The sequence below is a fragment of the Plesiomonas sp. ISS29 genome, assembly GCF_056522795.1.
Genome location: NZ_JAWRZQ010000001.1, coordinates 1,214,932 through 1,228,136 on the forward strand (window position 1 = coordinate 1,214,932; position 13,205 = coordinate 1,228,136).

General features: G+C 49.8%; 10 protein-coding genes. 3 read left to right on the plus strand and 7 right to left on the minus strand.

Features of this window, described 5'->3' with window-relative positions:
• Window positions 1-150 precede the first annotated feature (150 nt).
• Together pssA and AC1HDJ_RS05435 are read right to left on the minus strand one after the other, a co-directional pair.
• Window positions 151-1,509 carry a CDP-diacylglycerol--serine O-phosphatidyltransferase gene (gene pssA / locus AC1HDJ_RS05430; protein WP_479537020.1) on the minus strand — a complete coding sequence of 453 codons (1,359 nt, stop codon included), beginning with the start codon at window positions 1,507-1,509 and terminating at the stop codon, window positions 151-153.
• Between the two features lie 113 nt (window positions 1,510-1,622).
• Window positions 1,623-3,104 (minus strand): cobyric acid synthase, encoded by a 1,482-nt coding sequence (locus AC1HDJ_RS05435; RefSeq protein ID WP_479533993.1) that lies wholly within the window; start codon window positions 3,102-3,104, stop codon window positions 1,623-1,625.
• Between the two features lie 115 nt (window positions 3,105-3,219).
• On the opposite strand from AC1HDJ_RS05435, the gene cobO reads away from it, so the two are divergent.
• Complete coding sequence (gene cobO, locus AC1HDJ_RS05440) at window positions 3,220-3,813, plus strand: cob(I)yrinic acid a,c-diamide adenosyltransferase (protein ID WP_479533995.1); 594 nt, start codon at window positions 3,220-3,222, stop codon at window positions 3,811-3,813.
• Between the two features lie 29 nt (window positions 3,814-3,842).
• Here the strand turns inward: cobO and AC1HDJ_RS05445 are convergent, their stop codons facing one another.
• The 3 genes from AC1HDJ_RS05445 to trxC all read right to left on the minus strand — a co-directional run bounded on the left by AC1HDJ_RS05445 (window position 3,843) and on the right by trxC (window position 7,817).
• The gene (locus AC1HDJ_RS05445; protein WP_479533997.1) at window positions 3,843-6,494 is read right to left on the minus strand and encodes a bifunctional acetate--CoA ligase family protein/GNAT family N-acetyltransferase; all 2,652 of its coding nucleotides are present in this window, start codon (window positions 6,492-6,494) and stop codon (window positions 3,843-3,845) included.
• Window positions 6,495-6,563: 69 nt separating this feature from the next.
• Window positions 6,564-7,310, minus strand: a complete 747-nt coding sequence (locus tag AC1HDJ_RS05450) for a tRNA-uridine aminocarboxypropyltransferase (protein ID WP_479533999.1) — start codon at window positions 7,308-7,310, stop codon at window positions 6,564-6,566.
• An 81-nt stretch (window positions 7,311-7,391) separates the two neighbouring features.
• On the minus strand, window positions 7,392-7,817 hold the full coding sequence (gene trxC, locus AC1HDJ_RS05455) for a thioredoxin TrxC (protein ID WP_479534001.1): 426 nt from the start codon (window positions 7,815-7,817) through the stop codon (window positions 7,392-7,394).
• Window positions 7,818-8,054: 237 nt separating this feature from the next.
• On the opposite strand from trxC, the gene AC1HDJ_RS05460 reads away from it, so the two are divergent.
• On the plus strand, window positions 8,055-9,968 hold the full coding sequence (locus AC1HDJ_RS05460; protein WP_479534003.1) for a tRNA/rRNA methyltransferase: 1,914 nt from the start codon (window positions 8,055-8,057) through the stop codon (window positions 9,966-9,968).
• 128 nt (window positions 9,969-10,096) lie between these two features.
• On the opposite strand, the gene AC1HDJ_RS05465 is transcribed toward AC1HDJ_RS05460, so the two are convergent.
• Window positions 10,097-10,354 (minus strand): YfhL family 4Fe-4S dicluster ferredoxin, encoded by a 258-nt coding sequence (locus AC1HDJ_RS05465; protein WP_438622453.1) that lies wholly within the window; start codon window positions 10,352-10,354, stop codon window positions 10,097-10,099.
• A 471-nt stretch (window positions 10,355-10,825) separates the two neighbouring features.
• Between AC1HDJ_RS05465 and AC1HDJ_RS05470 the strand changes: the two genes are divergently transcribed.
• A complete protein-coding gene (locus tag AC1HDJ_RS05470; RefSeq protein ID WP_479534006.1) occupies window positions 10,826-12,157 on the plus strand; it encodes a glutamate carboxypeptidase in 1,332 nt (443 codons plus the stop codon).
• A gap of 186 nt (window positions 12,158-12,343) precedes the next feature.
• Here AC1HDJ_RS05470 and AC1HDJ_RS05475 read toward each other — a convergent pair whose 3' ends face one another.
• On the minus strand, window positions 12,344-13,195 hold the full coding sequence (locus AC1HDJ_RS05475) for a MurR/RpiR family transcriptional regulator (RefSeq protein WP_479534008.1): 852 nt from the start codon (window positions 13,193-13,195) through the stop codon (window positions 12,344-12,346).
• Between the last annotated feature and the right edge of the window lie 10 nt (window positions 13,196-13,205).

Here is a 13,205-nt window from a genome sequence, read left to right on the forward strand (position 1 = left end):
CAGTTGAGCCGTTCTTTTGATGGCGCATGGATGGGGCTGGATTGGTTTGTGTATCCCACAAAAGCGTTTTCTTTTAGGCTCTGTTTTTGATGTATAAAAAACCCCGTAAAGACGGGGTTAGTTAATATCTGCAGTATGAAATGACAGTGGTTATAGAATTTTATTGATAAGCCGGTCAATACGCATGCGGCTTAAACGGCGTATCAGTTTTTTGACCGGTTCTGGATAATCACTGAGCGTTTGTAACTGCTGATAGTGCGTGATATGCGTGGTGTGTTCACGGATATGCTGCAATTCAGTATGACGCTGAGTCTGTAATTCAGCTTGTGGATCGTGAATTAATAGGGCGTTTTCTAAATCTAATCCCCATGCTCTTGGATTTAAATTATTTCCGGTGAGCAACTGCCAGCGGTTATCAACCCAAACACCTTTCAGATGATAGGTGTTGTCTTGATCTTTCCAAAGCCGGATCACGAGTTGGTCATTTAAAATAAAACGCTGCAAACGGCTCATAAAGCGGCGCAGGTTTATCTCATATAAATACGGCAGTGCGCCGATGACTCGGAATTTTTCTTCTGGTGAGAGATAAAAATCGTTCGCAGTTTTATCCCCGATAATAATTTCAACGCGCTTGCCCAGTTGTAATAACCGATGAATAATTTTTACCAACGGGGCAGGCAGGTTGAAGTAAGGGGTACAGATGGTCAGCTGCTCTTCTGTTGAGGCCAGTAGGTCTTGAATGGCCTCGTTGAGCTGACTGCGCTTTCCCAATCCACACAACGGGCGAATGCTTAGACATTCGTGGTTATTACAGGTGCCGTAGGTTTCGTAGGTAGCGGTTTTGAGTGCGTGACGCAGCTGCTTAATGGCGACTTTGATCTCTTGCGTGGTAGGTTTATCATTACGATCAAGGCGTTGTACCGCACCGGCATTCATCAGTGAGTCTTGCATAAATTTGACCATGCTGTTGGCAAGGTCTGGGTGGTGAATTTGATGATAGCGGTCGTAGCGGTATTTATCTTGTTTATGCAAATAAACATTATTCAGGCTGGCTCCGCTATAGAGTACGGAGTCATCAATCACAAAGCCTTTGAGGTGCAATACGCCTAAGGCTTCACGGGTATTAACCGGAACGCCGTAAATAGGAATTTCACTCTCTGGATGTGCTGCAGCCTGATCGGTATACCACTGTGCATTGGTTGATAAGGCACTTTCACCGATACGCCCGCGCTGAGCGCGATGCCAGTCAACAAAGATTCGGATATCTAAGTGTGGTGTTGTGGCTTTGGCACTGTAGAGTGCGTGTAAAATTTCCTGACCACCCTCATCATTTTCTAGATACAGGGCAGCGATATAAATACGTTGTTTGGCGAGCCCAATCAGACTGAGCAGGCGCATACGAAAATCATCTGTTTTAAACAGAGTGTTTACACTGTCTGCCTGCAGAGGAAAACAGGGCAGTAGCTCAAGGTGTTGCTGATTTTTGTTGCGTTTTAGTTTTGACAGCATCACAAGAATACTCAGTTCATCAAAATGTATTGGTTAAATAATCACGGTATCGAAGCAATACGTTGAACCGTTAAAAATACCATGTTTTGACCATAATTTCCGCTTTTACATCATTAATGCGAGCGTGCGGGGATCAGCAACGCATCGAGATCGATATGTTCTTCTATGGCATCGGCAATGCGGTTAATCGCAACTTCATGTAAAGCAAAGATATCAACGGTTGCTGCGTTATGTAAGCCGGCCCATTGTAACCAGTGTTGGCAGGCTTCTGGATGATCAAATAAACCGTGCCAGTAAGTGCCGATAATCTGCTGATCTTGGCTGATACAGCCATCTTGCTGACCATTTTCATTATGTATGACTGAGTGATTTGTTGGATGTTCCGTTTTACCCAGATGAATTTCATATCCTGTGATCGGGCAGGGGTTTTGCTGGGGTAAATGGAGCGTGCCTTGTACGGTTTTTAGCTGTTTCTCCGCTTCTAATGTGGTGCTGACCGGCAGCAGGCCAAGACCTTTACTGCTTCCAGCATGGCCTTCAAGGCCTTTAGGATCATGAATCCATTCACCGAGCATTTGATAACCGCCACAGATCCCGAGTACTTTTCCCCCGTAACGCAAATGTTTTTCGAGGGCTTTATCCCAGCCATTTTGCTGTAAAAAGGTGAGATCATCGCGTACTGATTTTGTTCCCGGCAGAATGACGAGATCGGCGGCAGGCCAAGGCTGGCCTTGGGCAACAAATTGAACATTTACTTGCGGGTGTGCGCGAAGAGCATCAAAGTCATTGTGGTTACTGGTACGGGTGAGCACAGGGATAACGATATTAAGTTGAGTGGTTTCGTTGGTGTTTTGCTGTGCGTTGATGGCATCTTCTGCTTCTAGATGTAGGTTGTGCAGATAGGGAATTACGCCAAATACTTTTTTACCAGTTTTTTGTTCTAACCAGTCAAGCCCGCTATGCAGCAGGGTTATATCGCCGCGAAATCGGTTAATGATAAAACCTTTGACCCGCTGTTGTTCACTTTCAGATAGCAGTGCCAGTGTGCCGTACAGGTGGGCAAAGACACCGCCTTTGTCTATATCAGCAATAATAATAACCGGGACATCGGCCTCTTCGGCAAACCCCATATTAGCAATATCCCGATCCCGCAGGTTAATTTCTGCCGGGCTGCCCGCGCCTTCAATGATTACGGCATCATATTGGTTGGTCAGGATACGGAACGATTCTAATACCTTGCCGAGCAATTCTGGTTTGTGATGGTGATAAACCATGGCATCCATATTGGCAAATACTTTGCCCTGCACAATCACTTGTGCACCAATATCGGTGTTGGGTTTAAGCAGTACCGGATTCATGTGAATAGAGGGTTCGATATTGCAGGCTTGGGCTTGCACGGCTTGTGCTCGGCCAATTTCTCCCCCCTCTTTGCTGACGGCGCTATTCAATGCCATGTTTTGTGATTTGAATGGGGCGACGGCAAATCCGCGCCGTTGCAGAACACGACACAACCCGGTGACAAAGGCGCTTTTACCGGCATCAGAGGTGGTTCCCTGAACCATAAGTGTAAAGGCTGGATGCAGTGTTTTGTTCATACGGGCTGTTATTCCATTCAAAAAGAGTAAAAACAGTTTAGCTTACCGGAATTTGGTTGTGTTGCGCGAATAAAATGGCAAAGTGTGTTGCAGAAGGTAACCCATTATGGAGTAAATGACAGTGACGGATCGTCATCAGGAACGGCAGCAACGGTTGAAAGAGAAGGTCGATGCGAAAATTGCTAATGCACAGGAAGAGCGCGGATTATTACTGGTCTTAACCGGGAATGGGAAAGGCAAAAGCACTGCGGCAATGGGCACGGTAGCGCGCGCGGTCGGGCACGGGCAAAAAGCGGCAGTTGTGCAGTTTATTAAAGGGAATTGGGATAACGGTGAGCTTAATTTGTTGTCACCGCTTGGGGTTGAGTTTCAGGTGATGGCGACTGGTTTTACGTGGGAGACGCAAAACAAGGCGCTGGATATGGCGGCGGCACAAGCTACGTGGTTGCATGCGCTGCGGATGCTGGCTGATCCGACGCTGGATTTGGTGGTGCTCGATGAGCTTACTTATATGGTGCAGTATGATTATCTGCCACTCGATGAGGTGGTTCAGGCGATAGCGCAGCGCCCGACCGAGCAAACGGTGATCATTACCGGACGCGGTTGTCACCGTACTTTGCTTGAAATGGCTGATACGGTCACTGAGATGCGCCCAGTAAAACATGCTTTTAATGCAGGATTAAAAGCACGCAAAGGGATTGATTGGTAATTGCCAGAAAGCGGAAAACACTCGGCGATTTAGCCGGTATTTTCGTCTGTGCTTTTGCCAACGGGTAGCAGCAGGCTGACAATGCCTTCTTCAAGCTGCATATCAATGCTAAAGCCGAGTTTTTGTGCAAGGGTAATCATGCCGCGGTTGGTGGGCATGGTTATCCCCGAAAGTTGTTTGACTCCTGTACTGCGAGCATAGTTCACCAGTTTGGTGAGTAAAATGCGCCCGAGCCCCAGCCCTTTGAGATCGGATCGTACCAGCAGGGCAAATTCAGTATCAAGGTTATCCGGATCAGCGAGTGCGCGGGCGACACCGATAATTTCAGCGGTGGCTCCGGTATGCCGAACAGCAACAAAGGCCATTTCGCGGTCGTAATCTATTTGTGTCATGTGTGCCAGATCTTCATGGCTGAACTCACCAATTTCACTGAAGTAACGGCGGTAGAGATCTTCGCGGGTGACCTGATTGATAAATTCACGGTGTAGTGGCTCATCTTCGGGCAGGATCGGGCGCAACATACAGAGCGATCCATCGAGTAGGTGAGCGATCTCTTCGAGCTCTTTCGGGTATGGGCGGATCGCTAAACGGGTATGAGGATCGTGCTGGCGGGCAGTCAGTTGCAGGGTGACATCGAGCAGAGTCATGTCGCTGCCGGTTGCAAGTAATGGGTGGATATCGAGTGTTTCGATTTCAGCGCAGTCGAGGATCAGGTAAGAGACTTGTACCAGCAGGCGGCTGAGTGCGTGAATATCAAGCTGGCTGCGGTTGCGGATTTTGCCACTTTTCAGTGCACTGACAATGAGATAGCGGGCGAGTGTCATGTTCAGCGGCGGTAGTGCGGCAACCGCATCGTGCTCCATATGCCATTCCGATCCACCTTCCCCAAGTAAAATCACTGCGCCGAATACGGCATCTTGAATGACTTTGACGCGCAGCTCTTGCGATCCGGTACGCGGTGCCATTGGTTGTATCGCTAAACCAAGCAGATTGGCAGCCGGGAAATGCTGTTGGCAGCGGTCGATAATGGCATCTGCGGCTTGCTGAACTTCATGGGCGTTGCGCAGATTAAGCATGACGCCTTGCACATCAGATTTATGCGCAATATCAGCCGACCGTAATTTTACGGCAACCGGATAGCCAATCTGTTCGGCAATGTGTACAGCCTCGGCGCTATCGGCGGCAATCAGCGTGGTGAGGGTGTGCAGGTTGTAGGCGTGTAAAATAGGCTGAGCTTGATAGGTATCTAGCCGATAGTGCTGTTGTTCTAATGCGTTGTGCAATAACTGGTGGGCAAGAGTGGTGTCTATTGGTAAGCCGGCCAGAGATATGGGGGTTTCCATCAACTGTTTCTGGTTTCGCCGATAAGAGACTCGGTGCATAAATGCAGCGATAGCGCCTTCAATGGTACGGTAGGTGGGAATACCGTGCTCGGTGAAGTGTTGACGCGCGCGCTGTGAAATCTGCTCACCCGACCATGTGGTGAGGATATCTTTATGCCGTCCTTGTGGGTGTTGTTGCAGTAGCTGGGTGATCTGCTCGGCGGTGTGGGTGACCGGTGCAATGGCACTGGGTGCGTATAACAGCAAGATCCCGTCACACTGCGGGCTGGAGAGCAGAATATCCAGTGCTTTTAGGTAGCGCTCAGGGGTGGCATCATCACGTAAATTAAGCGGATTACCCGCAGGTAGCTCAAGCGCGGCTTCCAGTGCCTGCCGTTCGGTTTCGGTTAATTGTGCCAGTTTACCGCCTCTGCTGAGCAGCTCATCTACCGCTATAGCTGCGGGGGCTGCGCCGTTGCTGAGAATAAATAGCCGTTCCCCTTTCACGGTCAGGGTATGGTGCAGGGTTTCTACTGCGGCAAACAGTTCATGGGTATCTTGTACGCGCAACAGACCCGCTCGGGCAAATGCTGCGTCATAAACACTGTCTAATCCCGATGAGCCAAGCAGTTGGCGGGATTGAGGCGTCCGGCCACTTTTTACCACCAAAATGGGTTTATTGCGTGATGCAGCTCGTGCTGCTGATAAGAAGCGTCGGGCATCTTGCAGCTCTTCAAGATACAGCAAGATGGCAGAGGTTTTGCTGTCGCGTGCCAGATAGTCGAGCAGATCATCAAGATCAACATCAAGGCTATCGCCAAGGGCAATAAAATAGGAAAAACCGATATCTTGCGGACGTGCCCAGTCGAGGATCGTGGTGGCGACTGCGGTTGATTGTGAGATAAACGCCAGCTTTCCGGTACGGGCGGGAATGGGGGAGAAACTGGCATTCAGCCCTTGCCACGGTGCAAGAATACCTAAACTGTTTGGCCCGAGCAGGCGCATGTTATAGCGCAACGCTTGTTGCCGCAGAGCTGGATAATCGCTGCTATCCCCCGACAGTAGCAGTACCGCTTTACAGCCTTTTTCGCCCAACTGTGTCAGTAAACTGAGGTTGTGCCGTGCGTGGGTGCAAATAACCGCCAGATCGGGGATCAGCGGTAAATCGGCAATACAGGCATACGCCAACACCCCGCTAACCGCCTGATAGCGCGGTGTTACCGGCAAAATTGGCCCGCTAAAACCGCCTTCGAGTAAATTGCGCATCATCAGAAATCCGGCTCGGCCGTTGCGGGTTGATGCGCCAATAACGGCGATAGATTGCGGGCGCAACAGCGCATGTAAACCTTGTTGACTCATGTTGACCTCATCCGTAAGGCGGTACATCTTGAGATTAGGTTATCTTGGTGGCTTTGCGCGCAAAAAGCATCAGCGTTGTGTTGTGGCTGTGATCGAATCGATCTGGCGATTAAATTTTCCAGCCAGATAGTGCTGTTTAAAGCGAACAAACAGGGTATCAAGTGCTTGTGCTGCTTGCTGATCATGGGCCATTAGCAGCAATTGGGCTGCCACTTCGGCAGTACAAAGTTGCTCATCAGTACTGGCTTCACGCAACTGATACTCTGATTGCGAGGTTGGGCGCAGTGGCAACACCGGAAACTGATCCAGATAGGGGCTTTTACGGAACATTTTTCGTGCCTCAGTCCAGGTTCCATCCAGCATAATAAACAGTGGTTTAGTGGCAAAAGGGCGCAGAGCAACAGCCGGATTTGGCGGTGTGAGAGAATCAGGTATTGAAGTCAGCAGATCATGCACCACACGCTCGGGCGCGGCATAGCTTTCTGGGAAGATAACATACGGTTGCAGTGTCGGGTCTTGTAGCAGTGCGAGTAATGCCGGATTAATATCGGTGCGTGACCACAAAAATGCCTGCGTATCGGGCAAGATATCGGCAATTAAACGGCCGGTGTTGCTCGGCTTGAGCGGCTCAGTATCATACATCACCAGACAAAACTGGCTATTTGCCGATACCGGCTGAATATGCGCGCATAAACAGTGTGATACAGCCAATAAACAGCGCTGACAACGAACAACGCGGCATCCCCTTGCCAGAAATGGCCGCGTTGAGTGTGCTAAACGCGCTTCACGCAAAGTAAGAACAGCATTCGGTAACATAAGTAACCCTGATAAAAAAGCATGGGTTATTGTAGACCGTTCCGTTATTACCGCAAATGCAGCGCCTTGATGAGCATACGGTTATTTTTGCAGTGCTTGATCCAACCATGCATTAAACTGTGCTTTTGGCAGCGCACCGCTGAGCATATCCACCATTTTACCCTGCTTAAAAACCATTAATGTAGGGATACTGCGGATACGAAAACGTACGCTCAATTGCGGAGCACTTTCTGTATCCACTTTCACGAAGCGCACTGATGTTGCCCGCTCTTTAGCGACATCACTAAAAATAGGCGCAAAATTTTGGCATGGCCCACACCATGGTGCCCAAAAATCAACGACTACCGGAATATCATCACTAATCAGCGCATCAAAGCTAGTTTCAGTGGCATTAATCACCGCGCCATCAAACAATTCATGATTACAGCGGCCACATTTAGCGCCATCATTCAAACGCTCTTCGGGGACGCGATTTTTAGCCTGACAGGCCGGACAGACAGTATTCATGATTTCCTCATTAAAACGGTGTAAACCGCGCGCAGTATGCGTGGTTATTTGTCAGTTACTGTAAGAAAGCGCAGCGCAAAAGACTAAATGATTTTACCTATGAATATGATAGAGAATAACGTGGATAGATAACCTCTTTTACTGTGATCGGTGCTACACTGCGCCGAATAATTTGTTGCTTGCTGCCAAAGGGAAGGGCCGGTAAGCTGCGCGCCCTCATTTTTTGGAGAAGCACTGATGACTGACGATCGCAAACCGCGTTCAAACTCAAATGATTCTGGTTACGAAAACCCGTACGGTAACCGTGGATCGCAAACAGATAAACCTCGCTTTGAACGTGATAGCGAGCGTAAGCCTCGTTCTAACGACGATCGCCGTAATGATCGTCCGCGCAATGACGGTGATCGTAAACCGTATGCTGACCGCAAACCATACGCCGGTGACAAACCACGCTTTGAACGCGACGGCGACCGCAAGCCATATGCCGGTGACAAACCACGTTTTGAGCGCGACGGCGACCGCAAGCCATATGCCGGTGACAAGCCACGCTTTGAGCGCGACGGCGACCGCAAGCCATATGCCGGTGACAAACCACGCTTTGAGCGCGATGGCGACCGCAAGCCATACGCCGGTGACAAGCCACGCTTTGAGCGCGATGGTGACCGCAAGCCATATGCCGGTGACAAACCACGTTTTGAGCGCGACGGCGACCGGAAACCATACGCCGGTGACAAGCCACGCTTTGAGCGCGACGGTGACCGGAAACCATACGCCGGTGACAAGCCACGCTTTGAGCGCGACGGCGACCGCAAACCATACGCTGGTGACAAACCACGCTTTGAGCGCGACGGCGACCGGAAACCATACGCCGGTGACAAGCCACGTTTTGAGCGCGACGGTGACCGCAAACCGCGTTTCAATGATGACCGCCGCAGCGATCGCCCGCGCACCGAGCGTGATGGTGAGCGTAAGCCATATGCCGGTGATAAGCCGCGTTTTGAGCGCGACGGTGACCGCAAACCGCGTTTCAATGATGACCGCCGCAGCGATCGCCCACGCACAGAGCGTGATGGTGAGCGTAAGCCGTATGCCGGTGACAAACCACGTTTTGAGCGTGGCAGCCAGCATGATCGTCAGGCTCGCTCTAATGACTCAGCACGCAGCAGCGAAAAGCCGCGCTTTAATCGTGAAGAGGGTGCAGATGGTCAGGTTCGTTTTGTGCGCCAAGAGCAGAGTGCCCGTCCGGTTCGTGAATCACGCCCACGCGGTGATAAAACACTGAGCCTCAAGCGCGAAGCAGTAGCGACAGAGACAGAATTCCGTACAGCGCCGAGTGATTTTGGTATTGATCTTGATTTGTCTGGCATTCCGATGCACAACGATATCGATATGGAGCAAATCCGCCGTCAGCGTGCAGAAGAGACCCGTATCTACGGTGAAAATGCCTGCCAGATGCTGTTTGCAAAGCGCCCTGAAGCTATTGTGCGCGGCTGGTTTACTCAGCAGGCTACCACTCGCTTTAGCGATACGCTGCGCTGGATGGCACAAAACCGTAAAGCCTATCATCTGGTTGATGATCAAGAGCTGAACAAGGTTGCCGGAAGTGATCACCATGGCGGTGTGTGTCTGCTGATTAAAAAGCGTGAGCCGCTGAACCTGCCTGATTATCTGGTACAACCACGTGAATCAGATTGCCTGCTGGCGCTTGAAGATGTGGGTAACCCGCACAATCTCGGCGGTATCATGCGCTCTTGCGCACACTTTGGTGTTGATGGCGTAGTCATGCGCAATGCTGGCATGCTGGAGTCAGGTGCGGCAGTACGTACTGCTGAAGGCGGTGCTGAATACCTGCAACCTATCAATACCGAAGATTTCGCTGCCGGTTTGGATCAGCTGCGCCGTGCCGGTTACACCATTGTGACAACCTCAAGTCATCAAGGGCAGTCAGTGTTTAGCACTGAGTTGCCGGCGAAAGTAGTGATTGTCTTTGGTGAAGAGCGCTCAGGTATCAGTGCTGATACTCAGGCCCAAGGTGATCTGGCGTTATCCATTCCGGGTACTGGCCATGTTGAAAGCCTGAATGTTTCGGTTGCTACCGGTGTGTTACTGGCAGAGTGGTGGCGTCAGCATGGCGTAAAAGCTAAAGCCTAATATTTTGGCGATATACGCTGATTAGATTCAGATAAAATAAAAAGCGGACATGTGATGTCCGCTTTTTTTACGCCTATCGTATATCCTACGAGATTATCTGGCAGGTGATGGTGCTGAGATGCTGATTTTTAAAGTTTGTCGGCATGGTGCAACAGGGCAAACTTTTCCCACAATTGTTCATCGGTTTCAGTATGTTCAGGATGCACGATAATACAGTCAATCGGGCAGACCTTAATACAGGTTGGCGTTTCATAATGCCCGACACACTCAGTGCAGAGGTTAGGGTCTATTTCATAGATCAGATCACCCATCGCGATAGCCTTATTCGGGCATTCAGGTTCGCACATATCGCAATTGATGCATTTGTCTGTGATTAATAACGCCATATCAACGATTTACCTTTAAATTCATTTAATTTCAACGACTTATGCTTATCTTATCTCAATGCGCATCACACAAATTTGGTCTTTTTATGCAGTATAAAAGCGCACTCACGTAACACAAAGCAGCAATACAAGGGTATTTTGGCCTCTATGAAGGTACTCAGGTGTGGCACTCTAAATAATCATTTTATTTACAGAGTATTACGATACCAGACTCAGTAACACAACACGCTTTTATCGAAAATCTTGCATGTTTTAATGTGTGGATATGCGCAGAAAAGCGGTCAACCGCGTATTCTGCGTGAACAGTTCAGATTTGTCTTATTGCTATTGCAGTTATTTTAGCTGAAATTGGTAAGCCATACAGTGCTTAATATGATCTGAATAGTGATTGGCGCAATCATGTTTGTCGGCTTGAGTTTTAGGGCGGCAGGTCTGCTGCCTTTACTGTTTGATTACTCTCGGGAATAAAATATGTTCAAGCCATTCGTTCGCAATAAAATGTCAGCCGGAATAACCACGGCGATTCTGGCCACATTTCTGTGTGGAACAGCGTATGCCGATGTCGCAACGGAAGTTGCCCCAGCGACAGCAGTCGCTGTGACTGCATCGTCTGATTTTGCCCCGAAGGCCCGTCAGGTTGACCAAGCATTACTGGCGGCTGCTACGGCCGAACAGGTGGCGACGTTGAAAACGCTCGAACAGCTTGTCAAAATTGAAACCGGTACCGGCGATGATGTTGGCATGCCGCAAATGTCTGCGTTACTTGCCAAAGAGCTTAAGAAACTCGGTGCAACAGTGACTCTGCATAAGGCTGAGGCCGGTGTGGTTGGTGAGAATGTTGTCGGAGAGTTTCACGGAAAAGGCGGTAAAAATTTACTGCTGATGGCACATATGGATACCGTTTATCCTAAAGGGACGCTGGCCAAAACGCCTTGGCGTATCGAAGGGAATAAGGCTTACGGCCCAGGTGTGGCGGATGCCAAATCGGGTATCACCGTGATTCTGCATAGCTTGCAACTGCTCAAAGATCGCAACTTTAATGACTACGGAACAATCACCGTACTGTTCAATACGGATGAAGAGAAAGGCTCACATGGCTCAAAAGCGCTGATTGAGTCACTGGCTGCTAAGAGTGATGCCATCTTCTCATACGAGCCAACACTGGCTGACTCCGAAGCGATGCCGCTGAATACCTCAGGTATTGGTGCGATTAACGTCTCTGTTAAAGGTTTGGCGGCGCATGCCGGAGCCAATCCGGAGCTGGGCGTTAACGCACTTATCGAAGCATCAGATTTTGCTCTGCGCACGATGGATCTTGATCAAGGGCCCGGAAAACTGCGCCTGACTTGGACTCATCTTGATGCTGGCAGTGTGAATAACATCGTTCCTGACAGCGCAAAACTGTACGCTGACGTACGTTACCCGACCAAGGCTGCATTCGAGCAGTTAACCCGCACTCTTCAGGCTCGCAGCGCGACCAAACGCGTGCCGAATGCCGAGGTGAGTTTCGATTTTAACCCAGGTCGTCCGCCTTATAATGCGGGCGTTGGTGGTAGCAAGCTGATCCAAAATGCCGTGGATATTTATCACTCGCTTGGTCACAACATTACCGTTGTTCCGGTTACCGGTGGTGGCACGGATGCCGGTTATGCAATGAAGAGCGGTAAGCCGATTATCGAAAGTCTGGGGCTGCCCGGTTTTGGCTATCATGCTAACGTGGGTGAGTGGATCGTGATCGATGCGATCCCACGCCGTCTGTATTTGTCAGCACAGATGATTATGGATATCGCTCAGGGCAAATAAGCCTGCGTTTTTGGCACTGATTACGGTACAAAACGGATCTGCAACAGATATTGTTTTGTACCGTATTCGTTTACGCTGCTACAACTTACACTGCGTTCACTTAAGTGACACTCCTTCAGCGATAAGTTACGTAAGCTAGATTCACTCCACTTACATCAACTCAACAAAACATCCCGTTTGCGAATATCACACCAATTTTTTCACTAACTCTTCACTGTATAAAATCCGGTGGCGTGCATTGCCGACATCGCGCTGTACCAGCCCCATGAACAGCAGATCGGTCATCGCCAGTTGTGCGGTACGTGAAAACATCGCCGAACTGCGCACCGCAACTTCGTCCGCGACGGTATACAAGCTGTGTGTGGCCAGCGGGTGCAGAGCATTGGGCTGGTAGCCAGTCAGTGCTAGTACCGGAGTGCCTTGCTTAAGCGCCTCTTTGACCACGCCATTGACCTCACGTCGGCTACCGGAAAAAGAGATAGCCAGCAGCAGATCGTCGGGTGACAAGGTCTGAGCAATGGTCAGTTGCACGTGTGGATCGGTTTCTGTCAGTGCAGTAATCCCGATTTTCAGTAACTTATAGCTGAAATCTTTTGCCACCAGCGCAGATGATCCGATACCGCACAGCAAAATTCGTTTCGCGCCGGCCAGCATGTCTACCGCATGATCCAACGCCAGCTCGGGGTTTAACTGCAATGTGGCTTGCAGTGTACGAATACTCTCGGCAATCAGCTTTTCGCCTACAGTAGGTAGTGTGTCATCACTGCGGATTTGGTGATGAAGCGTAACACCGTGGCTCTGCTGCTGTTGCAGTACCACCGCTTCCCCCAGTGCCAAACGTAGTTCGGTAAAACCGCGATAGCCCAATTTTTGGGCGAATTTAACCACACTCGATTGGCTGACATTTGCGGCTTTAGCCAGTGCCTGTGAAGACATATCCCGCGCTTTATCTGGATGATTTTGCAGAAAAAGTGCCAGTTTTCGCTCGCTATGCGACAGCGTATTTAACAGTTGTTGCAGTTTTAGCAGGCAGCTCATCCAAAGGTCC